Genomic DNA, 25,401 nt, shown 5'->3' with positions numbered 1-25,401 from the left:
TCTAGCAAGTTTGAAGGATGAGTCCCGGCGTGGGATCTACGGAGCGAACTGACTGTTCAAGGGCGCAAACGGCGTCCGGGACTCGATGACGGAGCGCTACTCCGTCAGGTGTGACAATACAAGGGCGCAATCCCCGAAGGGCATTGCGCCGCATAGGTGGTGGCATTGTCACTGATGTCAGCCACCTTGTAGCCATTGGGCCGCAGTCTGTTCTCGTGGGGCGGACCATACGGCGCAATGCCCTGCGGGGATTGCGCCTTACAAAACTGTTTTAGGCAAGTACTCGTTCCGCCACTGTCGCGTAGAACGGTATGCCCAGCAGGATATTGAGCGGGAAGGTGATGCCGAGTGACATGCCGAAGTACAGGGACGCCTTGGCCTCCGGGATGGCGTAGCGCAGTGCGGCCGGGACGGCGATGTAAGAGGCGCTGGCCGCGAGCACCATGAGCAGGGTGGCATTGCCGGGTTCGATATTTGCCAGGACGCAGACGAGCAGGGCGATCAAGGCGTGGACCAGGGGCGCCAATGCGGCATAGGCCATCAGCCACGGTGAGCTGCCACGCAGCTGCGGAATTTGCCGGGCCGTGTTGAGCCCCATATCAAGCAGGAAGAACGCCAGCATGCCCTTGAAGAGATCACCTGAAAAAGGCTGCATGCTTGCCTTACCGGCATCGCCGGTGACTATCCCGACGACCATGGCGCCAATCAGCAGCAGCTGGGCGCCGTCGGTCAACGATTCATGCAAGATCTTGCCGGCAGAAAAGCTGGATGGCGCCGTGGCACTCAGTACGCCCTGGCCGGAGAGTGATACCTGCACTTGGGCTGCCTGCCTTAGCTGGTTTGCGAGCATGACCGCCAGGACGATGGCTGGCGACTCCATCAAGGCCATGGCTGCGGCCATGTGTCCGCCAAAGTACACGCCATGGGTCTCCAGATATTGCGAGGCCGTGATGAAGGTGACGGCGCTGACGGAGCCATAGGTGGCTGCGATCGCCGCGGCGTCGTAGCCGGCTACGACCCGGCGCAAGAGAGAATAGCCCAGTAGCGGAATGCCAACGGCGAGGCTCACTGCGATGACCAGCGTTTTCACCACTTCGCTGGAGAGGCCGCTGTGCGCGAGTGCAAAGCCGCCCTTCAACCCCAGCGCCATTAAGAGGTAGAGCGAGAGAAAGCGGGATATGGCGGGGGGAATTTCAAGATTGGATTTGAGCAAGCCAGCCAATACACCAAACACGAAAAACAGGATGGCGGGATCGAGGAGGTTTTGCACGGTGAGTATCTCATCTGTCAGATGGCGTGCATGTTAGGTAGCTCAGTTGTATGCTGTAAAATCGATATTAATTATTGTTTTTATAGATAAAAGTCTATGAATGCGACCTTTCGGCAATTACAGCTGTTTCTCTCAGTAGCGGAGCTCGGTAGCGTCAGTGCGGCTGCGCGAGCGTGCCATGTCACACAACCCACCGTCTCCATGCAGCTCAAGGAGCTGGCGGAGCATGTCGGTTTGCCGCTCTATGAGGTCATTGGCAGGCGGGTCTTCCTGACTGAGGCAGGCAGGCTGTTGCAGCAAACGGCGAGGAACATGCAGCAGGAGTGGGAAGCGTTCAGGCAGCGCGTCGATAAGCTGCAGGGCCTGCAACGTGGCCGCTTGCGCGTGGCCGTTGTCAGCACCGCCAAGTACTTTGTGCCCAATCTGCTGGGTGCATTCTGTCAGGAATACCCCGAGGTGGAGATCAGCCTGTCGGTACTCAACCGTGATGGCGTATTGCAGCGTCTGCGGGCAAATGAGGATGATCTCTACATCATGTCGAGCCCACCTGATGATCTGGAGGTGACAACGGAGTCCTTCCTGCCCAATCCGCTGGTCCTGGTAGCACCTGTCGACCACCCCTTGGCCACCAAGCGGCGTATCCCGCTGGCCAGGGTGCTGGCCGAGCGTTTTATCCTGCGGGAACCGGGTTCAGGTACCCGTCGCACGTGCGATCGTTACTTCCAACGCCTGGGCGTTGAACTGAATATCCGCATGGAAATGGGCAGCAACGAGGCGATCAAGCATTCTGTCGCCGCAGGTCTGGGCATCGCGGTGCTGTCTCGTCACACTTTGCATGCCGACCCGGCTATCGATGGTCTGGCTGTCCTCGATGTGGTGGGCTTCCCAATCGAATCGAACTGGTACATCGTCCAGCCGAAAGGGAAGCTGCTCCCACCAGTGGGCGTGGCTTTTCTGGCGCATCTTCGTGACTATTTGGCGGCGATAAAGCTGCCATTGTGCTGAAGTTGACTTGTAGTACTTAGGGGCGTGCTTGGTTTTTGATAAGGTGGTGAGCTGATGAGGCTCACTCTCGCCAAGATTGTCCTTCCCCAGGTCATACAAAGCATGACTTCGACAACACCGCCGCAGATGACGCATTGCTGTCAGAGCATGCAGTACTTCGCTGACTACCACTGTCCTGATCACGCCAATCCGTTTGATTGCCCCGACCAGCTGATCGTCTATCACGCACCAACGCGGAGCTACGGCTTGATCGTGCACGATGGTGGCAGTTCGACCATTGAGATTCGCTTCTGCCCCTGGTGTGGTACGCACCTGACCGGGTCTACGGCTGTCTAGTGCCACCAGCCCTGGCTGTTTACTCGCCTACGGTGTTAACCACATTGCCATCCTGGTCGCGGATATAGGTCGGTTTAACCTCAATGCTCAAACCGTCCCAGGCTGCAAACTGGTAGGTACCCTGCTTGGCGGGTAGTGTGGTGCAGATGGCATCCACGACTTCATCGCTCAGGAAAATGCTGATCTCTTCGTCGTTCTGTGCGACGTCGCACCGCTCGGCCGATTTAAGCCAGACCTGGATGCCTTTGCCGATCAAACCAAAGTGGTTCTTGAACCGCAAGCGGTAGGGCAGTAGCGACAGCACGGTCGGCACCTGGGCCGCTCCCAGCGTCAGCTTCACCGCCTGGGTATCGCTCTCCGCCTTACTGAGCTCGCAAGCCAGCTGGTCCACCAGCAGGTAGCCCGTATTGGAGCCTTCGCGCTCGGCGCCGGCCTGCACCTGCTGGCGGACAGATTCGATCTGCATGAGCGACTGGCGCTTCAGGTCGGTGGCATAGAGCGGCATATGGGGTGCAAATACCTCCATCACGCCCAGCGTGTTCCACTGCTTCTGGGCGAACGATTCATCTTCGGTCACCCCCACCACCTGCAGGAACCGCAGGGCACCATTGGGGGTGTCGATCGCCGACAGCTCTGGGTCCTGCACAAAGGCGATGGCGACGAGGGCGGTGTCTTCGTCCACGGCGATCGGGCCGTTGGCATTCATATAGTCGCCCTCGTTGAAGACGCGCCCGGACTGGAACACATAGCGGGCGAGGTTCTGCAGGAAGTTGAGCGGCCAGGTTGGCGGTTGCGCCTCGAAGGCATCCACGCGCAAGCGGAAGGTCAGCTCAAAGCCCCAGCCGCTGATGGCAGGGTCTTCCGATTCCTTGTCATACAGCTCCGAGAAGCCGTAGGTGATGTAGTGCCAGTGCCTTACCGGTTCTTCCCGCTTATAGACGCTGATCCCTTGCAGCGGGTCCTGCCCGCCCAGGCGGTAGCTCAGCACGGTGCCGTAGTGCGCGGGTTGCTGGTCGCCGTAGAGGGGGTGCAGGGCGGCATCAATGGCCTCCCAACCCGCTGCCCCTACGTCCTCATCCTCGTCGTCTGGCGCGGCGATCGTTTGTTCGGCAACGGGCTGCCCGGCAGCGGTACTCGCGGATTTCTTGCGGCCAAACAGTTTCTCAAAGAGGCTCATCGCGTCGTACCTGAAAAGGAAGTGTGCCGTAGGCTACGGTATGCGGCGAAATCATCGCAAGCGGCATGAAACGGCAGCGACAGCCTGGTGCCTGCTTGGCTGCGCGAATGCCCACAAAGTGAAGGGGTGCATCACGGCCTCCGCTTGGAGCCTTGATGCACCCCTGTCGTGGTTGAAGCGGGGTAACTAGGCTACCTTCGCCTCCTTTAGCAGTTCCGGCGTCGCTGGCAGCTCATACAGCCGCTTGCCGGTGGCGGCGTAGATGGCGTTCACCACCGCCGGGCCGATGGCCGCCGTGGCCGGCTCGCCGATGCCGCCGGGGTACTCGCTGCTCTTGACGATCTCCACCTCGATCTTTGGCGATTCGTTCATGCGCAGCATGGGGTAGTCGTGGAAATTGCTCTGCTCCACCCGGCCGTCCTTGAGCGTGATATTGCCGTAGCGCACGGCGGTAAGGCCGTAGATGATGCCACTCTCCATCTGCGCGGCCACGGTGTTGGGGTTGACCACCATGCCGCAGTCCACCACGCAGACCACCCGCTGCACGGTTACCTCGCCCTCGGCGCTGACCTTGAGGTCCACCACCTGGGCCACGAAGGTGTCCCAGGCCGGCATCAGTGCAATGCCGCGGCCGGTACCTGCCGGCATGGCAGCGCCCCAACCGGCAAGCTGGGCGGCGCGGCGTAGTACATGCTGGGCACGCGGTTGCTTGTCCAGCATGGCCAGGCGGTATTCCAGCGGGTCTTTATGGGCACGCGCCGCCAGCTCGTCGATAAAGGTCTCCAGCACCAGCACATTGCGGGTGGGCCCAACGCCGCGCCAGAAGCCGGTCATGACCGGGCCTTCCTCGCGCACGTATTCGCTGCGGAAGTGGGGAATACCATACAGGCAGTTCATGGAGCCATCGGCCGCGTCGGTATCGAGCACACCATCCTTCAAGAAGCCCGGTGCCCAGCGGGCAATGATGGAGGGGCCGGAATACTTGTGGCTCAGCGCTACGGGGTAGCCCTTGTCGTCCACCGTGGCAGTCACGGTATGGGCGTAGTAGCCGCGGAAGATGTCGTGGCGGATGTCCTCTTCGCGCGTCCATACCACCTTTACCGGGCCCTGCACCTGCTTGGCAATGGCGGCGGCCTGCTCCACATAGTCCACTTCCAGCCGGCGGCCAAAGCCGCCGCCCAGCAGGTGGCCGTGGATGGTGACCTTGTCTTGCGGCAGACCCAGCACCTTGGCGGCGGCGGCCTGGGCACGGGCAGGTACCTGGGTGCCGGTCCATATCTCCGCAGTGCCGTCCTTCACATGCACCGTGCAGTTCATGCCCTCCATGGTGGCGTGGGCCAGCATGGGGTTCACGTAGTGGCGCTGCACGGCCTTGCCGTCCTTGGCGATCTGGCCCAGCGCGTCGCCATCGTTACGGGCCACCACGCCGGGCTTGTCCAGCGCGGCCACCATGAGCTTGCGCATGTCGGCAGTGCTGAAGTGGGCGTTGGGGCCTTCGTCCCAGGCAATCTCCAAGGCGGCCACCCCCTGGCGGGCGTACCAGGTGTTCTCGGCCAACACCGCCACGGCATTGTCGATCTTGACCACCTGCTTCACGCCGCGCAGCGCGCGGGCCTTGCTGTCGTCCACCGATTTCACCTTGCCGCCGAATACCGGGCAGCTGACCACCGAGGCATACAACATGCCCGGCAGGATCGTATCCATGCCGTACCTGGCGGTTCCATCTACCTTGCCCTTGGCGTCCAGCCGCTTGACGGGCTTGCCGATCAGCTTGAACTCGCTGGCCGGCTTGAGCGGGATCTTGGTGGGTAGTGGCAGCTTGGCGGCGTCCTCCACCAGCTCGCCATAGCTCAGCTTACGGCCGCTGGCGGCGTGGACGACGGTGCCCTGTTCGGCGTGGCAGCTTTCCGCCGGCACGCCCCAGCGCTGCGCCGCCGCTTGCACCAGGACCATGCGTGCTGCCGCGCCCGATTGCCGCATGGGCTCCCACAGCGTGCGTATGCTGGTCGAGCCGCCGGTGAACTGGTCGCCGAAGGGGATGCCGTAGACCTTGGCGTCGGGCGGGGCGTGCTCCAGCACCACCTTGGCGAGGTCCACCTCCAGCTCCTCGGCGATCAGCATGGGGATGGCGGTATAGATGCCCTGGCCCATCTCCACCTTGGGGATGATCAGGGTGATGCGGTTGTCGGCGCCGATCACCACGAAGGCGTTCGGGTGATAGGCCGGTGACGCGTCGGCCGCCAGCAGGTCCTCGGGCAGCAGCCAGAAGCCCACCATCAGGCCGGCCGATGCCCCCATGAACTGCCGCCGCGAGGGGGAGGCGGGTGCCGCGTCACCGCTGGCCTGGAATGGGGCGATAAAGTGACGGATAGCCATGGTCAGGCTCCTTTACGGGCGGGTTTCTTGGCCGGCAATGTCATGGCGACCTGCTTGATTGCCACGCGTATGCGAGGGTAGGAGCCACAGCGGCAGACGTTGCCGCTCATGGCGTTGTCGATATCGGCGTCGCTCGGGTGGTGGTTTTTGCTCAATAACGACACCGCCGACATGATCTGGCCAGACTGGCAGTAGCCACACTGTGCGACCTCCGCATCCAGCCATGCCTGCTGGGTAGCGCGCCCCAGGGGCGTCGCACCCACTCCCTCTATGGTGGTGATCTTTTTGCCTACCACGGCCGAGATAGGCAGCACGCAGGAGCGGGTGGCCTCGCCATTGACGTGCACGGTGCAGGCGCCGCACAGCGCCATGCCGCAGCCGAACTTGGTGCCGGTCATATGGGCCACGTCGCGCAACGCCCATAGCAGAGGCACGTCCGGGGCGAGGTCGAACTGCATGACCTTGCCGTTGATGTTGAGCTTGATCATGGTACGGCTCCTGCAGGGAGTGGTAAGGCTGGAGAATGAAGTATGGGTGTCGCCAAACGATGGCCGGCCCTCTGCAGGGCCGGCGGTATTCAATGGCTATAGGCAGTTTTACGGATTCAAGCAAGGCAAGCCGTACCTGCCGCTCGTCAGCGTGCTCGACCTGCCTGGCTTGGCTACAGGTATTGCAGGCGATGAAGTCATCGTCGGCACTTTACTGTGCCGACGAAAGGCAGGTCCTACACCCCATCCGCTTCAAACCCCGCCTCGATATGTGAGTTGTCGCAATAGGGCTTGTTGCGGCTCTGGCCACAGCGGCAGAGCCTTACCTGGCTAAGCCGCTCTACCGTGCGGCCGGTGCCGGAGAGGACCTCCAGATTGCCGCTGACTGAGAGAGGGCCGTTGCGTAGCGGGTCTACCCGCAGCGGGCCATTGCGCTGGGGCAGTGGGTCGCTCTGGCGGGTGGCCGGCTCGCCGGTGGCCACAAAGCCGCCTTCCACATGACTGCCGTCGCAAAATGGTTTGTTGCGGCTCAGGCCGCAGCGGCACAGGGTGGCGCGGTAGCCATCTGCCCGGCCGGCGATATGCAGCTCGGCATGCACGGCCAAGGGGCCGTTCTCGCGTACCCGGGCCTGGTTCACCAGCGGTGCGCACTCGGCCTCGCCGCCATCGTGCCGCTCCACGGTAATCGCCCCACTGGGGCAGGCAATGGCAATGCGTATCAAGCGCTCCACGCTGGCTGCCTGGGGGTAGATCCATTCCCCCGGCTTGTTGGCGACGAAGACCTCCGGCTCGCCCATCACGCATTGGCGGGAATGGATGCAGCGGCCATGGTCGAAGCGCACCGTGGCGGCCTCGCCCACGGCTACGTCCACCTTGCCGCCGCTAGGAGCCGGGGAGGGTGCCACGCTGGCCGCGGGCGGGGTGACCACGGGCTGTGCCAGCAGGATCGCTACATGGGCCGTGGCGCCAGCTGCGGCGCATTCGGCCAATAGCCCGGCCTGCCATTGCGCCCAGGTGGCGGCCATGTCGCGCAGGGTCAGCCCCAGGTGGGCCAAGGCTGGCTGGCTGCTGCCCAGCACCAGCAGCCGTTCGCTGATGGCGGCGCAGCGCTCGGCCAGTACGGCGCAGGCATTGGTCGGGGCCACAAAGGAGAGGGCCGCGCGCGATACGGTAAAGGTCAGCCCGGCCTGTATGCCGGGGTGGGCCGGGTTGGCCGGTAGCTGGGTCAGGGCGGTGCCGATCTCGGTCACTGCGTGCATCAGCGCCAGGGTCTGCCTGGCCACCGTGGGCCGTATGCCGCGGTGGGCCAGCCAGGGGTCGTTCATCAGGCCCAGCAGGCGCAGCATCAGCCCATAGAGCGCGTTGCCGGTATCGAGCAGGGTGGCAGCCGGCTCGGCCACGATGTGTACCCGGTTACCCGGTACCACCTGTGGCCGCATGATGGGGTTGTGCGCCACATTGCGGCCTGGGGCAAAGCCGGGGCGGGCGGCGCTGAGCGCATCCCATTCGCTGCGTATGGCGCAAAAGCGGGCGTAGTGCGAGCCGGCGGTCGATTCGCTCGAGCCCTCGCCCTGCGAGACGATGCGATGGATGGCCTGCTCCACGTCTGCCAGGGTCTGGATGGGCAAGAGGCCCTCCAGCGCGTACTCCTTCTGCGTCAGCTGGGTATCGGGGTGGCCCACCAGGACGGTGGCCTCGCCCAGCCTATCCACCAGGTTGCGAAAGCTGTGCAGGATGCTGTGGTAGAGCATGCCGACGGTGTCGTAGTCCTCGGCAAACTGCATCAACCGGCCCTGGCCGCTGCCGCGTTTGTACTGGCCTTTCTCGTAGTGGCTGCCGTCCTTTTCCTTGGCGTTCTGCGGCCGCTCCAGGTAGACAAAGTGCTCCAGCGTCTCGCGGTCGAACGGTGCCAGCGCCACGGCCACGTCCGCCGGAAAGGGCCCGCTGCTGATGGGAAAATTGAAACGCCGGTAGTGGGGGCGCTCGCCCAAAGCGGCGATCAGGTTGTTCACGAGCGCCAGGTGCAGCATCTCGTCCACCGCCACGGCAATAATCTCGCGCCGCCAGCGCCGCACTGCAGCCAGCTCGGCTTCAGTCAGATCTTCGGCGGTGGATTGCTTGAGCGAGAAGGCGGCGTAGAGATAGGTGCACATCAGCGTGTGCTCGATCTCGGCGGCCTCGCAGAGCATGCCGTTAAGTTGGTCGCGGTGGCTGGCTGGCGTCATGGCATTGGCTGGCTGGGTGAAGGTTGACGGGGCCATCCCTTGGGGTGGCCCGCAAGCTTCAATGTAGCCCGCCAGCCTGGCCGGCTCAAGGCAGCACGTCGGCGCCGCGTGCTATTTGCGCCCTTGCCACAGCCGTCGCCAGGTCCGCTGCCAGCAGCGCTCGGGCGCGCTGCGCTGGTAGGCAAAGCGGGCCGGGATGACCAGCACCACCTCGGTGCCGCCGGTCGGAGCATTGCCCAGGCTGAACCTGCCGCCTATGCGTTCCGCCCGTTCACGCATGCCAGTCATGCCCCAATGGCCCGGCCGCCGTTTTTCATGCAGCACCTCGGCAGGCACACCCTTGCCATCGTCGCTCACAACCAGCGTGAGCTGCTCGCGGCCATAGCTTAGGCACAACTGGATGGTGCCGGCATCGGCATGGCGGAAGGCGTTGCTGAGTGCCTCGCGGCCTATGCTGTAGGCCTCGTCCGATACCGATCGCCATAGCGGCTGAGGTTCGCCTTCCTGCCGCATGGCAAAGCTCGCCGGGTGGTCGGCCGCCATGCAGAGGCCTGCTTCGTTCAGCGCGGTACCCAGGTCACCCTTGAGGTCGTGCGAGAGCCGCAGGTCCATCACTTGGTCGCGGCCGGCCGCCATCATCTCATCGGCCTGGTCCAGGGCTCGGTCCAGCTTATCCCGGTGCGCCTCGTTCAGGGGCAACTGATTCGCCACGTTCTGAAAGCGCAGGGTGACAGCCTGCATGCCCTGCAGCAGGGTGTCGTGCAGGGCGCGGGCGATGCGCTCACGCTCCGCAAGCTGGATGCGGGCCTTGGTATTGAGCTGTTGAATGCGCCAGCGGTAGAGCAGGGCGGCAAGCGCAAGAAACAGCATTAAGCAGAGCGCCAGAAAGAGGCGCGATTGCAGGAAGGTGGGCTGCAATTCGAACTTCAGCTCGGCGCCTTCTAGATTCCAGACCCCGTCCTCATTCGCCGCCTGTACTCGGAAGGTGTAGCTGCCAGGGGACAGGTTGGTGTAGTAGGCACTGCGGCGGGTGCCTGCCTCCTGCCAACCGTGGTCCAGCCCTTCTAGCCGGTAGCGAAAGCGCACGCGCTCTGGCATGGTGTAGCTGAGAGCCGTGTAGTCGATCCGCAGCTTGTCCTGCCCTGCGGGTAAGGCGATGGCCTGGTCGACCCGGTAGAAGCGCTGTTCGGTTTCCAGCCCCTGCACCAGTACCGGGGGCTTGAGCGGGTTGCGCTGTATCCGGTCGGGGAACAGCCATGCGATGCCGCCTGTGCCCGCTATCCATAGCCTGCCGTCGGTGTGCAGCAGCGCGGAAGGCGTTCTCAGCAGGTTCTGCGCGGTACCTGGGTAGCCGTCCAGCGTGGTCAAAAGCTCGTAAGGCAGGGGGCGTGCCGCGTCCTGCAGGGTGGCGGCCCAATCTGCTGCCTTGATTCTGGCCAGACCTGCCGCGCCATTGAGCCAATGGTCACCATTGGGCATAACCGCATGGCCCGACACATTCACCAGCACCTCGGGGTCTTGCGTGCGCAGTGGCACAAAGCGGCCACCGCGTAGCAACACCGTACCTGCATCGCCCGAGACCAGCAGCTCGCGCCCGGGGTGGATGTAGGTGGCAGATCCGGTACCCAGTCCATCCTGGATGCCAAATTGCCGTACTGTGTCACCTTCGACTCGGTATACCGTACTCTCACGGTAGCCGACCCACAATACGCCGGGTTTTTCAAGCGCGATATAGATCGCCTTGTTCGGTAGGCCCAGTGCTTGAGCGCTCTGCCACACGCCGTCTCGGTAGCGATACAGCCCCTTGATATAGAAGATGGCCCATAGGCTACGGCCGTCATCCACCATGGTCGCTACACCGTGTTTGACAGACGGTGAGCGGTTGGACGAAACAACATCGGACGGAAATGCGATTCGCTCGGTTTGGCCCTGATGGCTCCGTTCGATGTAGTCCTCGCCGGCAAACAAGGTGGCACCATCCAGACTGCGGCCGGGTACTCGGTTACTATCAGCCCTGACTGGTACCGGCGGGCTACCCTGGTCCAGCCGCCAAAGACTCCCCCCTGCGTGGGTGGTATTGCTGTACAGCCAAAGCTTACCGTCCGGATGACCCACCAGCATGTTGAACATGTCCGCATCCAGGCCTTTGACCTTCACCAGTTTGTTGTGTCGGAAGCGCTCCAGACCCGACCAGGTGCCGACCCAGATGTTGCCCTCCCGGTCCTCCAGCATGGAGACGGTATTGAGGCTGCTCAGCTTCCAGCTGTCGGTGATTCTGTCGGTCGCCTCTGTGGCTGGATGCAGTACCGCCTTGTGCTGCAGTTCGGCCGCAGCCAGGCGGCATACGCCGCGTGGGCAATACACTGTCCAATAGCTGCCTTCACGGTCAAAAAGTCCGTAGCGTGAGGTGGACTGATTGATGAGGGCCGGCCGTGTATAAGCGCCTTGGGTCGCCACGCCGCTGAGCCGTTGAACGGTGTCGGCATCGGTCGCCCAGACACTTCCATCGGGTGCTTCATCAAAGCTGCCATTGCCGAGCCTGTATTGGGTGGCCTCAAATCGTTGGCGCGTCCGGTCAAAGCGGTAGATGTGCTTGCCGTTGCTGCTCCAGAGCCGGCCGCTATGATCGAGGAAGATATTTTCGGTGCGCTGCCCAGGCAGGCCCATGGCTTCGCCGACGGCTTGCCATTGTTTTTGCTGGTAACGGTAGAGCCCGTTATTGGTGGCGACCCAGGGGGTACCATCGACATCGACCGTGATCTCATAGACCATGCCCAAAGGCGTGGAGCCGGTCGGGTGGTGGCTCAACCGGCCTTGATGTAGTTGGCTTACCCCGCCTGAGATGTAACCTATCCATAGGTCGCCATCCGGGCTGGCGTACAGCGTGCCTATCCGGCGACCCAACAATTGCTCGCCAGGATAGGGCTGGAAGGGTTCAAAGCGTACACCGTCAAAGCGGAACAGCCCATGGTCGGTGGCGAGCCAGAGCCAGCCATCCTGGGTCTGGGCCATGCCGAGTATGCCGCCCGGCGCTCCCTCTTTGGTGGACCAGGTGTCGTGGTGGAAGTCCTCCAGGCGCAGTGTGCTGTCCAGTGCCCAGACGGGCACGGCCAAGCAGGCTGTCAGCAAGGCGACGCGGAGCTGGCGGGTCAGGGTGTGGCGGGTACTGAGGGTGGAGCAGTGGCGCGGGTTCTGCATATCTGCTGCTATGTTACTGGAGCGAGCCGGGTCTGTCCCCACGATGCTCAGCGCCACCTTGCCCAGTGACGCTCGCTCCGGCGCCACGGGCGGGTGAGCCAGGAGCCGCTGACTGGTGCCTGGTAGGCAAACCTGGCCGGTACCGTCAACACGATCTCTGTCCCACCGCCGGCGCGGTTGTGCAGGGCCAGTTGCCCCCCGATGCGGGTAGCCCGTTCGCGCATGCCTACCAGGCCCCAGTGGCCCGGCCGTCGTTTTTCATTCAGCACCTCGACGGGCACCCCTTTGCCGTCGTCGCTCACCGTCAGCGTCAGCACTTCACGTCCGTAAACAAGGGAGAGCAGGATGGTGCCGGCTCCGGCATGGCGGAAGGCATTGCTCAGGGCCTCCCGACCAATACTGTAGGCCTCGTCCGATACCGACTGCCACAGGGGCTGCGGCTCGCCTTCCAAGCGCATGGTAAAGCTCGCCGGGTGGTCGGCTGCCATGCAAAGACCGGCTTCATTCAGTGCCGTGGCTAAATCGCCTTTGAGGTCGTGCGAGAGCCGCAGGTCCATCACCTGGTCTCGGCCTGCCACCAGCATCTCGTCGGCCTGGTCCAGCACGCGTGCCACCTGCTCCTGCGTGGCCGCGTCCATAGGCAGTCGGTTGGCCACGCCCTGAAAGCGCAGGATCAAGCCTTGCATGCCTTGCAGCAGCGTGTCGTGCAGGGCACGGGCGATGCGCTCACGTTCGGCGAGCTGAATGCGCGCCCGCGCCGTGAATGTGCGTATGCGCCAGTGGTAGAGCCCATAGCCCAGCAAGGCGGCGAGGACAAAGCACAGCAGGAGGAAGCCGCGCGACTGTAGAAAGGTCGGCGGGATGTTGAAGCTCAGGCTGGCACCTTGCTGGTTCCACACGCCGTCCTCGTTGCTGGCGATCACCTGAAAGCGGTAGTTGCCGGGTGGTAGGTTGGTATAGAAGGCGGTACGACGGGTACCAGCCTCCCGCCAGTCATGGTCCAGCCCCTCCAGTCGGTAGCGAAAGCGTACCCGCTCGGGCATGGCGTAGCTCAGCGCTGTATAGTCTATGCGTAGATCGCCGGTACCCTTGGGCAGCGTCCGTACATCCTGCGGCCGGTAGCGCCCGCTCAGGGTATGGACGGCGGTCACCTGTACTGGCGGGATGGTGTTGTTGCGGTAGAGCCGCGTAGGGTCCAGCCAGGCGAGACCTGCGGTACCGACCAGCCAAATCCTGCCATCGGTGTTCAGCAGGGTCGAGGGCGTGCGCACCAGGTTCTGGGCGGTACCGGGGTAGCCGTCCAGGGTATTGAAGAGTTCGTAGCGCAAGCCGGTGGAAGGGGATTGCATGGCGGCTTGCCAGTCTGCTGCCCGCACATGCACAAGGCCTTGGGCGCCATTGAGCCAATGGTCGCCGTCGGCGGTCACGGCGAGGCCGGAGACATTGGCCAGGAGATCGGGATTGTCGCTGAGCAGGGGGCGAAAGCGTCCGTCTTTGAACACGGCCATACCATTGTCGCCCGCCACCAGCAGATCCTTACCGGCGTGGATAAAGGCCGCCGCCCCCACATCCAGCCCGTCGGCGGCGTCATAGCGCCGGATCTGGCCATCCCGATAACGGATCACGCTATTGTCTCGGAAGCCCAGCCACATGGTCCCTTGCTTGTCGGCGGTCATAAAGATGGGCGACTTGGGCAGCCCAAGCTGTGCACCACTCTGCCACTGCCCGTTGGTATAGCGGTAGAGCCCCTTGAAGGTGATGGTGACCCAGAGGCCATGCCCATCGTCCACCATGGCCATTACGCCCTGCAAGGCCTTGGGCGGCAGGGCGGCGGAAATGGTCCCTTCGGGCAGCGGAACACGCGTACCGGGCCCCTCGCGCCAGCGCGTAATGCCCAGCTTGCTGCCGAGCAGGATGCTGCCATCTGGGGCGCTCACCGCTGAGGTATAGCGTTCCTGCGGGCCTTCGATAGCCTGATTGGTACCGGACAAGGTCCAAAGCCGCCCATCTGGTTGGGTGGACACCACCCTGATCCGCCCGTCCTGGTCGGCAGCCAATGACATCAAGCTGTTACCGGCCGGCAAGGGGAAGGGCACCAGTTTGTTGTGGCGGAATCGCTCAAGGCCGCTCCAGGTGCCCACCCAGATATTGCCTTCCTGGTCCTCCAGCATGGCGGTAGGGTCGAGATTACTCATCTGCCAGGGCTGGTCCAGCTTGTCTGTCGCGTCCTGGCTGGGTAGCAGCAGGTCGCGGCCTGCCAACTTCGTCTGCGCAATGCGGCACAACCCTATGGGGCATTTGAGCTTCCAGAGGTTGCCATCCCGGTCGAATAGGCCGTTGTGTGCGGTGGTTTGATTGGCCCATCCAGGGCTGGGCGACAGGATCCGGTCAGGCGGTGGCTTCAGCCGCTTGACCTTGGTCTTGTCGGACATCCACAGCTGTCCGTCCGGTGATTCGATCAGGCTGGCCTCGGTGGTTTTCTCGCCGGTTGGATTGAAGCGTTGCTTGGCTCGATCATAGGTATAGATCTCGCTGCTGGTACCTACCCAGAGCTGGTTGTAGTGATCGATGGCAACGCTTACCATGCGAGGGCTGGGCAACCCCTCGGCTTCACCGTATTTTTTCCAGACTTTGCCCTGCAGGTGGAACAGGCCGAGATTGCTGGCGATCCAGGGAGTGCCGTCTCGTTCCACGGCGATCTCGTAGACAGTGCCTATGGGCACCTCGCCGGCGGGGTAGTGCTGCAGGTGGCCGTCGCGCAGAAGGCTCAGGCCGCCAAACACATAGCTGATCCAGAGGTCGCCGTTCCGGGCGGCGAACAGGGTACCTATGCGTTTGCCCAGCAGTTTCTCGCCTGGCAGGGGCTCAAAGGCGTCGAAGCGCACACCGTCAAAACGATACAGCCCCGTATCAGTCCCCAACCATAGCCAGCCATCGGTGGTCTGCGCCAAAGCGGTAATGCCGCCGGGTGCGCCTTCCTTGCTACCCCAGATATCGTGCCGGTACTCGGCCAGGCTGCGCGCGCTGTCCAGCGCCCAGGCAGGTTGCGCCAGGCTGCTTACCAGCAGGGCAGCGCTGGCCAGGTGGCGTAATAGGCGAAAACGAAGGCGGCGCAGGTTCGGCATATCGGCCGTTATGGTACTGGAGCGGCCGAGGCCTGTCCTGGCCCGGCACCAACCCGTACGTTTCGCTGTCGCCTCCACCTCAGAGGCTGCGCCGGTACTAGCTTTCCGTCGACCGCTCGGCTTCTGTTTCCGGCCGTGTTGGCCAGAACCGTCGCTTTTTGGGCGTATAGGCTAGCTCGGCCGGCACCTTGAGTACTACCTCGGTGCCGTTGCCGGGCTGGCTCCAGAAGTCCAGCTCCGCCCCGATCTGCTCGGCCCGCTCACGCATGCCGGCAATGCCCCAGTGGCCCGGTCGTCGCTCTGCCTGTATCTGGGTGGGATCGATCCCGCAACCGTCGTCGCCCACCCTGAGCTGCAGGAAGTCGCGGCCGTACAGCAGCTCCAGCTCGACCTTACGCGCCTTGGCGTGGCGAAAGGCGTTGAACAGGGCCTCCCGGCCGATCTGGTAGATCTCGTCGCGTACCTCGCAGCGGATATCGCGTTGCTCACCCTCGGTCAGCAGGCGGAAGAACACCCCATGCTCGTGCGAGAGCATGGTGCCGATCTCGCCCAGTGCGCGTGGTACGCCGTCGGCAAATTCGATCACTGCCCGGAGCGCTGTTATCTGCTCACGACTCTCGGCCATCAGCGCGTCGGCCTGGTCCAGTACCTCCTGGATCATGTCCTGCGCCTTGCCAGCGTCTTCATCGCAGTAGCGCTGGGCACCCTGGATACGCAGCATCAGCCCCTGCATGCCTTGCAGCAGGGTGTCGTTCACTGCACGGGCCAGCTTCTCCCGCTCGATCAGCCGCTCCTGCGCACGGTCCTTGATACGGCGAGAAACCTGCCGCATACGCAGCCGGAACAGCAGCACCAGCAAGGCCAGTAGCAGGAACGCGCACAGGGCGGCGAACCAGCCGGTTTGGGTGAGCCTGGGCTTGGCCTCGAAACTGAGCGTGGCGGCCTTCTCGCTCCATACGCCGTCCTCGTTGGCCGCCGTGACGGTAAAGCGGTACTGGCCGGGGGCGAGATTGGTGTAGACCGCCTCGCGCAGTCCCTGGCCCTCCTGCCAGCCTTTGTCCACGCCCTGCAGCTGGTAGCGGAAGCGCACCCGTTCTGGCACCCGCAGGCTCAGGGCGGTGAACTCGATGCGCAGCTTGCTGCTGCCCTTGGGTAGCACCAGGCCGTTTTCCAGTGGGTAGCGCTGGCCATCGACCTGCAGGCCGGTGATCTCTACCGGCGGGGCTCGGTTGTTACGGGGGATATGGTGCGGGTCCAGCCAGCCCACGGCCACTGAGGTGGCGTACCAGATACGCTTGTCGCTGGCCTCGATCAGGCTGGGCAACGGCCGTATTTGACTGGCTGAGCCGGTTAAACCGTCCTGGAAGTTGAAACGCTCATACTGCAGCAGGTGATCGGGCTGTTTGAGCAGCGTTTGTATCTCCTGTGCCCCCAGTCGGCTGATGCCCTCGGTACCGTGTAACCACAGGTCGCCCTCGGCGGTCGCTACCATCCCCGAGGTACCCAGGAAGCGCTCGCCCAGCACGCCACGCACCGGCATGAAGCGCTCGCCGTTATAGACCGCCAGGCCGTTCTCGCCGCCGGCCCATAGTTGTCGGCCGCGGCCGTGCAGGCTCAGCACATTGCCCAGCTCCAACCCATCGAGGCTACTGAAGAGCGTGACCTTGCCACCGCTGAGCCGGGCGATGCGGTTGCCCGAGTAACCGAACCAAAGCTGGTCCAGTCCATCGAGCTGGATTGCCAAGGGCGTGCCATCGGGTAGGGCATCGTAGCGGCCTTTGCGTTGCCATTGCTCACCGTCGTGCCGGTATAGTCCTTGGCGCTTGCCGGAAATCGCCACCCACAGGCCGCCCTGGCCATCGCGGCTGATGGCCTGTACCTCGCCGTCGCGCAGTTCCTCGGGAAAGGCGACCAGATGCCTGTCCTTGCCCTCCATGCGCCATATGCCGCGGGCACTGCCGACCCAGGCCACGTTGGCGGGATCGGTATAGAGCGCGGTGGTGCTGATGGGGAGCGGGCGCTGCGGTAGATCGTCCGGCTTGATGTCGACCACGGAGGGCACGCCGCCCACCCATACCGCCCCCAGCTCGCCACGGGTGATGCCGGGCTGGTAGAGCTCGGTATCGAGCGGGACCGAGACCAGCCGGTTGCGGCGCAACCTATCCAGCCCACCCGAGGTACCGATCCAGACCGTGCCTTCGCTATCCTCCAGCAGGGCTTGCACATAGGCCCCGCTCAGGCCCTGGGCCTGGCTGAGGGTGTAGGAATCCTGGTTGCGGGTATTGAGCAGCGTTCGACGCAGAAAACCGCCTCCGGCGCTCCATAGTGCGCCCTCGCGGTCCATCAAGAGCTTGCTGCGCTCAAAGCGTTCGCGCGGCACGATGAGCGGGGTGAAGCGGCGGCGGGCATCCGAATAACGGAACAGCCCTTCAGCATCGTTGACCGCAAGGAGGGATTGGTCCGGCGCATGCAGGAGGCTGGCGGGCGAGCTGCCCAGGTTGAGATGGTGGAATTGCGCCGCCCCAGGGGGGCGCAGGTAGACACCGGAACCGCGCGTGGCAACGGCCAAGCCGGCTGGATAATCGACCACGATCTGGTTCATCACATCGTCCGGCAGGCCGCTGCCCCGTGCCAGCCGGTGCCAGCGCTCATCCGTCAGATAGGCCAGATCCTTGGCCGTCGCCGCCCAGACTGTACCGTCCGGCGCGCTGGCAATATCCATGATGCTGAACTTGGGCAGGCCGTCCTGCTCGGTATAGTGGCGCAATGCGCCAGCCCGGGCACGGCTGATGCCGCCAAACCGATAGCCTATCCAGAGGCTGCCATCGTCGGTGGCCAGGAGCGAGAGGATATTGCTGGACAGGAGCTTTTGGCCGCCGAATGCCTCGACGCGTTCGAAGCGTACGCCATCAAAGCGATACAGCCCGCTGGAAGAGCCTATCCAGAGCCACCCGTCGCGTGTCTGCGCCAGCGCCCAGATATCGGCCGGAGCGCCTTGTTGCACCGTCCAGGCGGTATGGTGGAAGTTGGCCAGCAAGGAACGTTGCGGCGTGGTCGCCGTGGCCGCCCAGAGGACAACAGACAAGCAGCAAGTCAGTAGCGTCGCACCCAGTTGTGCGATCAGCCTGCGAGCGGGCAGGGCCAATGTCATGCCGTTTCCTCTGTGCGGTAATGCACCTGCCCTTAGGGGGCAGGCCACTCGTTATCGGATCGCTACCGCTGCGTCGTGCAAGGGTGGGCTACAGGGCGGTCCGCCACGAGGTGCCAGCCCAAGAGCGATGTTGCATCAGGTACAAGGCACGGCCATCCCCCGTTAGAGGGATGTTTGGCTATCTCTGTTGGGGATTGGGGCTAGCTCAGCCGATTGCAGTGATCGATATCGAGGATGCCGCGCTTGTAGGCCAGGGTGACTGCATGGGTGCGGTCGTGCGCGGCCATCTTGGCCAGGATGTTCTTCATATGGACCTTGACGGTCTCTTCCGACAGGGCCAGCCGGTCTGCAATGCGCTTGTTGGAGCGACCACTGGCCGCCAGCGCCAGCACCTCCACTTCGCGCTCGCTCAGCCTGTCCGCTTGCAGATGGGTAGCTAGCTCCAGCACGATCTCCGGGGGGATCAGCCGGCGGCCGCTGTGCACCAGCCGTACGATGTCCACCAGCTCGCGCCGCAATGCACTCTTGAGCAGGTAACCCGCCGCGCCGGCCTGGATGGCTTTGAGCGCCAGCGCGTCGCCCTGGTAGGTAGTCAGCACGACGACGCGGGCAGCCGGGTTCAAACGGCGTATTTCGCGGGTGGCGGCGATGCCGTCCAGGCCCGGCATCTGGATATCCATCAACACCACATCCGGCCGGTGCGCCAGGTAGAGCGCCACCGCCTCTGCGCCGTCATGCGCCTCGGCCAGCAGGCGCAGGTCCGGCTCGCAGGCGATCACCGCTGCCAGCCCTTCGAGCAGCAAGGGGTGATCGTCTGCCGCAAGCAGGGTGATGGGGTTGGCTGGTGTGCTCATGGACCACTCCCTCCTTGCGCCGGCTGGCGCGGGGCTTGGGGCCTGTTTTCTGCCGCACAGGCCATCCTGGACGACGACGGTACACCCTGGTGCAGGCCCACTGCATCACCCGATAGAGTTAGTGGCGGCGACCCCGATTGCTGCGCGTAGGAACTTGCTGATCGGCACTGTGCAGCGCTTGCCGTGGGTTCTATGATGTGTGTAGGTCATACCCGAGGGGCGGGCATGAGGGGAGCAAGCAAGGCGGTTCGCGTTCTGGCAGCGCTGCTGCTGGCTGCCTGCTGGCTACCGGCACAAGCCGGCTCACCACTTTGGCTGCGTACGGCGGACGTAGACAACAACCGTATCCTGTTCGACCGGGCCGACCCGCAGCAGCCCGGGCTGTGCGTGGAGATCCAACGCGCGATGGAGCAGGCCGACCCGGACCTGCACTTCAAGAGCGACCCCGTGCCGCTGCCCATGGCCCGCTCGCAGGCCTACCTGGCCAGCAACCGGTTGGACATGCTCTGCGGCCTGCTCAAGACCCCCGAGCGCCTGACCCGCTTCTACTACCCAGCTACCCCTGTCTTTGACATACGGCACAAGGTAGCCGTGCGGGTGAGTGATGACGTCTCGGTCCAGAGCTTCGACGATATCCGCAGGCTCGGCCCGGAAGGCTTGATCATGACACCCTACGGCGGCGCCTTCGCCGACTACCTGAAGCGCCAGGGTGGTTTGCGGGTGGATACCGCCAGCAAGGACATGGCCCTGATGCTGCATTGGCTGGCCGGCGGCTATGCCCGCTTCCTTTACCACAGCGAGTCCTCTTTGCGCGCCTATATCCGCCACGAGGGCTTGCAGGACAAGGTGCGCCTGTTGCCGGCGGTTTTCTATGAGGAATCGGCCTATATCGTCTTCAGCCGGCAACTGCCGACTGCGGAGCTGCAGCGGCTGGAGGCTGTTCTGGCGCAACTGGCCCGGCAGGGCACCCTCAAACGGCTGTACGCCCGCTACGCGGACGAATAGGTGCCACCGGCGGGCCGCAAACACCTCCGTTTACCGGCTTCTGCGGATATTTACCGACGTAACCGTTGATTAACACTTTCTCCGTGGACAGTCGCCCCGGCGCAATCGCACCATCAAGGCAAGCCCCATCCTGCCTTATGCAACCGTTGTGCCGCCATGACCATCGCCCTCAGCCTGCCGGTAACAGCCATCACCATCCGTCCCCTGGTACGGGAAGACGCCGAAGCCTTCATGCTGTTGCGATTGGCGCAGGCGGCAGAATCGGAAGTCGCCATGGGCTGCACGCTGGAAGAAGAAGTCTCCCGTCCCATGGAGCGCTTCTACGACAACCTCTCCGGCGGGCCGGAGGCGCAGACCTTCGGGGCTTTTGCCAACGACCGGCTGATCGGCACCGCCGCCGTCCTGCGCATGGGCGATATCGCCTCCTACGCGCATAAATACCTGCTCTGGGGCGTGATCGTCTCGCCCAACTACCGGCGCCGCTCCGTCGCCCGCCGCCTGGTCGAGACCGCCATCGCCCATGTCCGCGCCCAAGGTGCCCACCGCATCCAGCTCTGCATGTACGAACCCAACGAGGCTGCCCGCCAGCTGTACGAATCGCTGGGCTTTACTCCCTACGGCGTGGAGCCCGAAGCGCTGTGCCTGCATGGGGCCTATTTCGATGCCTGCTTGATGACACTGCTGGTGTGAGCTTGTTACGACCTGGCGGTACTTTAATCGTCAGGCAGGGCAATGACATGCGCGTATTCCCAGTACGGCAGTGCCATAAAACCATCACAAAATATTCTTACGTCATCATCCATTTGGGGGAGCCAAATGCTTTGGGCATGTGTAATGTGGCGCCCATAACAAGGTAATTGCAATTACCGCCGCCACGTCGTCTGGTATCGGCTCCCTCACAAGGCGGGGCCTAACTGAGAGGAGCACCCATGCTGGCATACACGCAAGGCCATTGTTTTGTCTCTGATGCCTTACCCGGCATCCATCCTGCCTTACCCCGCCCCGCCATACCCTGATCCCCGCCCACCATGGTTAAAGTGCACTTGATGTGCGCTCGCTCGCTGGTGGCTGCGGGTTACTACGTATTGCGTCTCATTTAGTTTAAGCGGTTCCCCGCTGCCGGGCCATGCATGGCCGCGGCCTGGCGGCTTCAACCCTGTCTCCCGGAGGAAACATGAATAAACCACTCAACCGCCTCGCCAAGGCGGTCTCGCTGGCCATGTTGGCTGGCGCCGTTCCCTTGTCGGTCCAGGCGGCGTCCGGCACCTGTAACCCCAAGAACGGCATTTCCACTATTGGTGTGGAAGTGGCAGCGTTATCGGATGATTACGGTGACGGTACCTTCGATTATGGCTACGCCATCGTGCTCTGTAGCGGCGGGCGGATCACCACCCTGGTCGATACCACGGCCCAGGGCCGGGTCACCGACATGGCCAGCACCGTAAAGGCCTATAACGGCCGCTACTACGCCAACGGCTGCAATACCCACCATGTCTCGGTGCACAAGAACTTCAAGGGCATCATCAACGGGGCGGACTTCTCCACCGGTACGCCGCCGGGCAGCATCCCCGGCATGCTGTGGTACGACGATGCGCACGCCAAATGCGGTTCTGGCAGCGGCGATGTCAAGGGGGACGACAACTACGGCAGCAACCTGGGCCCGGTATGCCAACCTGCGCCTAATGCCCCGGCTGCAGCCAATTGCGGTAACCCGATTCAACCAGCTACCGGTAACAAGTACCAGGCCGAGACCGACTACCTGGGCAGCGGAGCCAGCCGCCTGCGCGTAGTGCGCCACTACAATAGCTTTAGTGGTGCTTGGGTGGATGAGAACGTCAAGACCATCCTCAAGCTCGCTGTGCCGACGGGCCCGCTGCCCGGCTCTGAAGACGTGGTCCTGAACGGCCCGCAGGGCGGTGGTGGCACCACCCCGCCGGCTGGTGGCAACCCCAACTTCGGCAAGGGTCGCGGCAATGCCGGTGTAGACCTGGGCCCCACCTTGCAGGTGAGCCGTGGTACCGGCCAGATTGTGAGCTTCCCGCTCGCAGGCGGTGCCGACCTCGCCGGCCTGGGCTACACCCTGGCGGTGAGCGGAACCGGTTCTCAGCTCACCACCCCGGACAACGCAGTAGAAAGCTACAACGCCGACGGCAAGCTCACCAGCCGCCGCGAGCTGGATGGCTACACCCTGACTTACGCCTACGATGGCAATGGCCGCCTGAGCACCGTCACCGACCGTGACGGCCGCGTGCTGACCTATGGCTACGACGCCCAAGGCCGTGTGAACCAGATCACTGACCCGGCCCTGCATACCATCAGTTATAGCTACGACGCCCAGAGCCGCCTGAGCACCGTCACCTATCAGGACAACAAGACCCGCACCTACGTCTACGAGAACGCCAGCTTTCCCAATGCCCTGACCGGCATCGTGGATGAAGGCAATGTGCGCTACGCCACCTTTGCCTATGATGCGCAAGGCCTCGCCATTAGCACCGAGCATGCGGGCGGCGTGGACAAGTATGTGGTCAGCTATCCGGATGCCACGCACAGTACGGTGACAAATCCCGGCGGCCTGAGCTTGGCGATTGAACAACAAAACGCACGCGGCCGGGCTGTGACCAAGAGCGTGACCGAAAGCTGCGATGGCTGCACCACCACCACCCAGCAGTTCGAACTTGGTAGCGACGCCCTGCTGGCCAAGGTGGTAAACCGCAATGGCGTGGCGACCCTGATCCAGAATGACGCCACCAGCCGCAACGAGCTACAGCGTACCGAGGCAGCCAACACCAGCGTACAGCGTGTGACCCAATACGAGTGGCATCCCACCCTGCACCTGCCCTCCCGCATTACCGAGCCGACCCGCCGCACCGACCTGAGCTACGACGCCAACGGCAACCTGACCGTGCGCAAGGTGACCGATCTGGCATCCGGCAACAGCCGCAGCTGGCAGTACGGTTACGATGGTGCCAACCGCCTGGCCAGCAGTACCGACCCGGCCAATCACACCACGCAGTACAGCTACGATGCTGCCGGCAATGTGGCCACCAGCACCGATGCAACCGGCCTGGTCACCCGCTACACCAGCTACGACAACCATGGCAGGCCGCTCTCCATCACTGCGCCGGACGGTGTGGTCACCACCCTGAGCTATGACGACCGTGGCCGCCTGCTGAGCCGCAAGGTGGGCGCGCTGACCACCGGCTATGCCTACACCGCCACCGGCTTGCTCAGCCGTACCACCCAGCCCGATGGCAGCACTCTGGACCTGAGCTACGATGCCGCCCACCGCCTGACCGGCCTGAAGGACAAGGCCGGCAACCAGGTGGTCTACACCCTGGATGCCGCCGGCAACCGCACCAAGATCGAGGTGCTGAACGCTGGCGGCCAGGTGGTGCAGACCACCACCCAGACCTTCGACGCTCGTGGCCGACTGGTGCAACGTACCGGTGCCAATAACCAGATCACCGCCTTTGGCTACGATGGCGAGGGCAACCTCACCCAGGTGATCGACCCACTCAACCACGCCATGCAGTACGGCTACGATGCGTTGGGCCGCCTCAACCGCCAGGTAGACCCGCTCAGCCAGACCACCCAGCTGGGTTACGACGCACTGGACCAGTTGACCAGCGTGACCGACCCCCGCAACTTGGTAACCAGTTACGGCTACAACGCCCTTGGCGACATGCTGCAACTGCAAAGCCCGGATACCGGCACCAGCAGCCGCAGCTACCACGCCAACGGCTTGCTCGCGACCGGTACCGACGCCAAGAACCAGCAGTTGAGCTATCAGTACGACAATGCCGGCCGCCTTCTGAGCATTGGCTACCCGAGCGGCAGTGGGGCCACCTTGACCTACGGCCAGACCGGTACGGGCGCCGGTAAGCTCAGCAGCCTGACCGACGAAGGCGGTGTGGTGAGCTACAGCTACGATGCGCAAGGCCGCCTGGCCGGCGAGAGCCACACCTTCTCGGCCAAGACCTATGCCACGCAGTACGGCTACGACGCCGGTGGCCACCTGAGCAGTGTGACCTACCCGAGCGGCCGCATTGTCAGCTACGGCTACAACGCGAATGGCGAAGTCAGCCAGGTGAGCACCCAGCTAGGCGCCGTGAGCAGCACCGTGCTCAGCAGCATTGCCTACCGGCCCTTTGGCCAGCCGCAAAGCTGGACCTTTGGCAATGGTGAGGTGCGCAGCAGCAGCTACGATCTGGATGGCCGCCTGACCGAGTACAGCCTGGGCGACAGCACCGTCACCCTGGGCTACGACACCGCAGGCCGTATCACCAGCCAGCAGATCGCCGGTGGCTGGTGGCAGCGCCTGCTGCAACGCGTGGGCCTGCCCGCCGGCCAGCAGACCGACTACGGATACGACAATGCCGACCGCCTGACCCACTGGCAGGAAGGGAGCAACAGCCAGGACTACGGCTACGACGCCAACGGCAACCGTACTCAGCTCACCGTCAATGGCACCGGCTACACCCAGACTGTGGCAGCCACCAGCAACCGTGTCACCGCCACGGCCGGCCCCACTGCCAACAGCTACCAGTACGACGCCAACGGCAGCCGCACCAGCGACAACGCCACAAGCTACACCTACGACGTACGCGGACGCCTGGTGCAGGCCGGCGGTGCCAGCTACATCGTCAACAGCCTGGGCCAGCGCATTGCCAAGCAGTACGGCGGCCAGACCACGGTCTACCACTACGACCAGGGCGGCCGCCTGATTGCGGAATCGGATGCGCAAGGCAACCTCAAGCGGGAATACCTCTACCTGCAGAACACGCCGGTCGCGATCGTCGACTTCGGCACCGAGCTGCGCTACGTGCACAGCGACCACCTGGGCACGGCGAGGCTGGTGACGGACGCCGCCAAGCAGGCCATCTGGGCCTGGCAGGGCGAGCCTTTTGGCAGCACCGAACCCAACGGCGACCCGGAAGGCACCAACGCCCCCTACACCCTCAACCTACGCTTCCCCGGCCAGTACTACGACCAGGAGACGGGTCTGTATTACAACTACTACCGGGACTATGATGCCAAGCTTGGTCGGTACGTGCAGAGTGATCCGATTGGGTTGGCGGGGGGGATTAATACTTATGCGTATGTAACCGGCAACCCGCTGAAACTGATAGATCCCAAGGGTTTGAATGGGATATTGCCAGCACCTATTCCATTGCCGATTCCGCCTTCAAAA

14 protein-coding genes are annotated in these 25,401 nt (G+C 63.5%); 5 read left to right on the top strand and 9 right to left on the bottom strand.

The window, feature by feature from the left end:
- Positions 1 to 271: 271 nt before the first annotated feature.
- Positions 272 to 1,270, bottom strand: a complete 999-nt coding sequence (locus VIM95_RS06725; protein WP_331984261.1) for a sodium-dependent bicarbonate transport family permease — start codon at positions 1,268 to 1,270, stop codon at positions 272 to 274.
- Between the two features lie 96 nt (positions 1,271 to 1,366).
- Here VIM95_RS06725 and VIM95_RS06720 point away from each other — a divergent pair, with 96 nt between their 5' ends.
- Positions 1,367 to 2,275: a LysR family transcriptional regulator gene (locus VIM95_RS06720; RefSeq protein WP_331984260.1), complete on the top strand. Its 909-nt coding sequence runs from the start codon at positions 1,367 to 1,369 to the stop codon at positions 2,273 to 2,275.
- 54 nt (positions 2,276 to 2,329) lie between these two features.
- On the top strand, positions 2,330 to 2,611 hold the full coding sequence (locus VIM95_RS23360) for a DUF6980 family protein (RefSeq protein WP_414648487.1): 282 nt from the start codon (positions 2,330 to 2,332) through the stop codon (positions 2,609 to 2,611).
- 19 nt (positions 2,612 to 2,630) lie between these two features.
- On the opposite strand, the gene VIM95_RS06715 is transcribed toward VIM95_RS23360, so the two are convergent.
- The 8 genes from VIM95_RS06715 to VIM95_RS06680 all read right to left on the bottom strand — a co-directional run bounded on the left by VIM95_RS06715 (position 2,631) and on the right by VIM95_RS06680 (position 19,205).
- The gene (locus VIM95_RS06715) at positions 2,631 to 3,788 is read right to left on the bottom strand and encodes a suppressor of fused domain protein (RefSeq protein ID WP_331984259.1); all 1,158 of its coding nucleotides are present in this window, start codon (positions 3,786 to 3,788) and stop codon (positions 2,631 to 2,633) included.
- A gap of 186 nt (positions 3,789 to 3,974) precedes the next feature.
- On the bottom strand, positions 3,975 to 6,164 hold the full coding sequence (locus VIM95_RS06710; protein WP_331984258.1) for a xanthine dehydrogenase family protein molybdopterin-binding subunit: 2,190 nt from the start codon (positions 6,162 to 6,164) through the stop codon (positions 3,975 to 3,977).
- Positions 6,165 to 6,166: 2 nt separating this feature from the next.
- A complete protein-coding gene (locus VIM95_RS06705) occupies positions 6,167 to 6,652 on the bottom strand; it encodes a (2Fe-2S)-binding protein (RefSeq protein ID WP_331984257.1) in 486 nt (161 codons plus the stop codon).
- Positions 6,653 to 6,888: 236 nt separating this feature from the next.
- Positions 6,889 to 8,877, bottom strand: a complete 1,989-nt coding sequence (locus VIM95_RS06700; protein ID WP_331984256.1) for a ferritin-like domain-containing protein — start codon at positions 8,875 to 8,877, stop codon at positions 6,889 to 6,891.
- Between the two features lie 111 nt (positions 8,878 to 8,988).
- On the bottom strand, positions 8,989 to 12,075 hold the full coding sequence (locus VIM95_RS06695) for a sensor histidine kinase (RefSeq protein WP_331984255.1): 3,087 nt from the start codon (positions 12,073 to 12,075) through the stop codon (positions 8,989 to 8,991).
- 47 nt (positions 12,076 to 12,122) lie between these two features.
- A complete protein-coding gene (locus VIM95_RS06690) occupies positions 12,123 to 15,200 on the bottom strand; it encodes a sensor histidine kinase (protein WP_331984254.1) in 3,078 nt (1,025 codons plus the stop codon).
- A 97-nt stretch (positions 15,201 to 15,297) separates the two neighbouring features.
- A complete protein-coding gene (locus tag VIM95_RS06685) occupies positions 15,298 to 18,285 on the bottom strand; it encodes a sensor histidine kinase (RefSeq protein ID WP_331984253.1) in 2,988 nt (995 codons plus the stop codon).
- Positions 18,286 to 18,551: 266 nt separating this feature from the next.
- Entirely contained in the window at positions 18,552 to 19,205 is a 654-nt protein-coding gene (locus VIM95_RS06680) for a response regulator transcription factor (RefSeq protein WP_331984252.1), read from the bottom strand.
- A 225-nt stretch (positions 19,206 to 19,430) separates the two neighbouring features.
- On the opposite strand from VIM95_RS06680, the gene VIM95_RS06675 reads away from it, so the two are divergent.
- The 3 genes from VIM95_RS06675 to VIM95_RS06665 form a co-directional block, all read left to right on the top strand.
- Positions 19,431 to 20,210 (top strand): substrate-binding periplasmic protein, encoded by a 780-nt coding sequence (locus tag VIM95_RS06675; RefSeq protein WP_331984251.1) that lies wholly within the window; start codon positions 19,431 to 19,433, stop codon positions 20,208 to 20,210.
- Between the two features lie 156 nt (positions 20,211 to 20,366).
- Positions 20,367 to 20,900 carry a GNAT family N-acetyltransferase gene (locus VIM95_RS06670; RefSeq protein WP_331984250.1) on the top strand — a complete coding sequence of 178 codons (534 nt, stop codon included), beginning with the start codon at positions 20,367 to 20,369 and terminating at the stop codon, positions 20,898 to 20,900.
- Between the two features lie 484 nt (positions 20,901 to 21,384).
- The coding region (locus VIM95_RS06665) for an RHS repeat-associated core domain-containing protein (RefSeq protein ID WP_331984249.1) at positions 21,385 to 25,401 on the top strand (4,017 nt) is incomplete at its 3' end.

The sequence above is a fragment of the Chitinimonas sp. genome (assembly GCF_036568685.1).
In the GTDB taxonomy this organism is placed as follows: domain Bacteria; phylum Pseudomonadota; class Gammaproteobacteria; order Burkholderiales; family Chitinimonadaceae; genus Chitinimonas.
Note: the sequence above shows the minus strand (reverse complement) of the source record. Positions and strands in the feature narration are given on the sequence as shown.

What these genes read in the sequence shown, in the direction of transcription:
- VIM95_RS06695 (WP_331984255.1), bottom strand. Translation starts at nt 12,075, where the DNA reads ATGCAGAACCCGCGCCACTGCTCCACCCTCAGTACCCGCCACACCCTG.
- VIM95_RS06675 (WP_331984251.1), top strand. Translation starts at nt 19,431, where the DNA reads ATGAGGGGAGCAAGCAAGGCGGTTCGCGTTCTGGCAGCGCTGCTGCTG.
- VIM95_RS23360 (WP_414648487.1), top strand. Translation starts at nt 2,330, where the DNA reads ATGAGGCTCACTCTCGCCAAGATTGTCCTTCCCCAGGTCATACAAAGC.
- VIM95_RS06720 (WP_331984260.1), top strand. Translation starts at nt 1,367, where the DNA reads ATGAATGCGACCTTTCGGCAATTACAGCTGTTTCTCTCAGTAGCGGAG.
- VIM95_RS06670 (WP_331984250.1), top strand. Translation starts at nt 20,367, where the DNA reads ATGACCATCGCCCTCAGCCTGCCGGTAACAGCCATCACCATCCGTCCC.
- VIM95_RS06700 (WP_331984256.1), bottom strand. Translation starts at nt 8,877, where the DNA reads ATGACGCCAGCCAGCCACCGCGACCAACTTAACGGCATGCTCTGCGAG.
- VIM95_RS06690 (WP_331984254.1), bottom strand. Translation starts at nt 15,200, where the DNA reads ATGCCGAACCTGCGCCGCCTTCGTTTTCGCCTATTACGCCACCTGGCC.
- VIM95_RS06710 (WP_331984258.1), bottom strand. Translation starts at nt 6,164, where the DNA reads ATGGCTATCCGTCACTTTATCGCCCCATTCCAGGCCAGCGGTGACGCG.
- VIM95_RS06715 (WP_331984259.1), bottom strand. Translation starts at nt 3,788, where the DNA reads ATGAGCCTCTTTGAGAAACTGTTTGGCCGCAAGAAATCCGCGAGTACC.
- VIM95_RS06680 (WP_331984252.1), bottom strand. Translation starts at nt 19,205, where the DNA reads ATGAGCACACCAGCCAACCCCATCACCCTGCTTGCGGCAGACGATCAC.
- VIM95_RS06705 (WP_331984257.1), bottom strand. Translation starts at nt 6,652, where the DNA reads ATGATCAAGCTCAACATCAACGGCAAGGTCATGCAGTTCGACCTCGCC.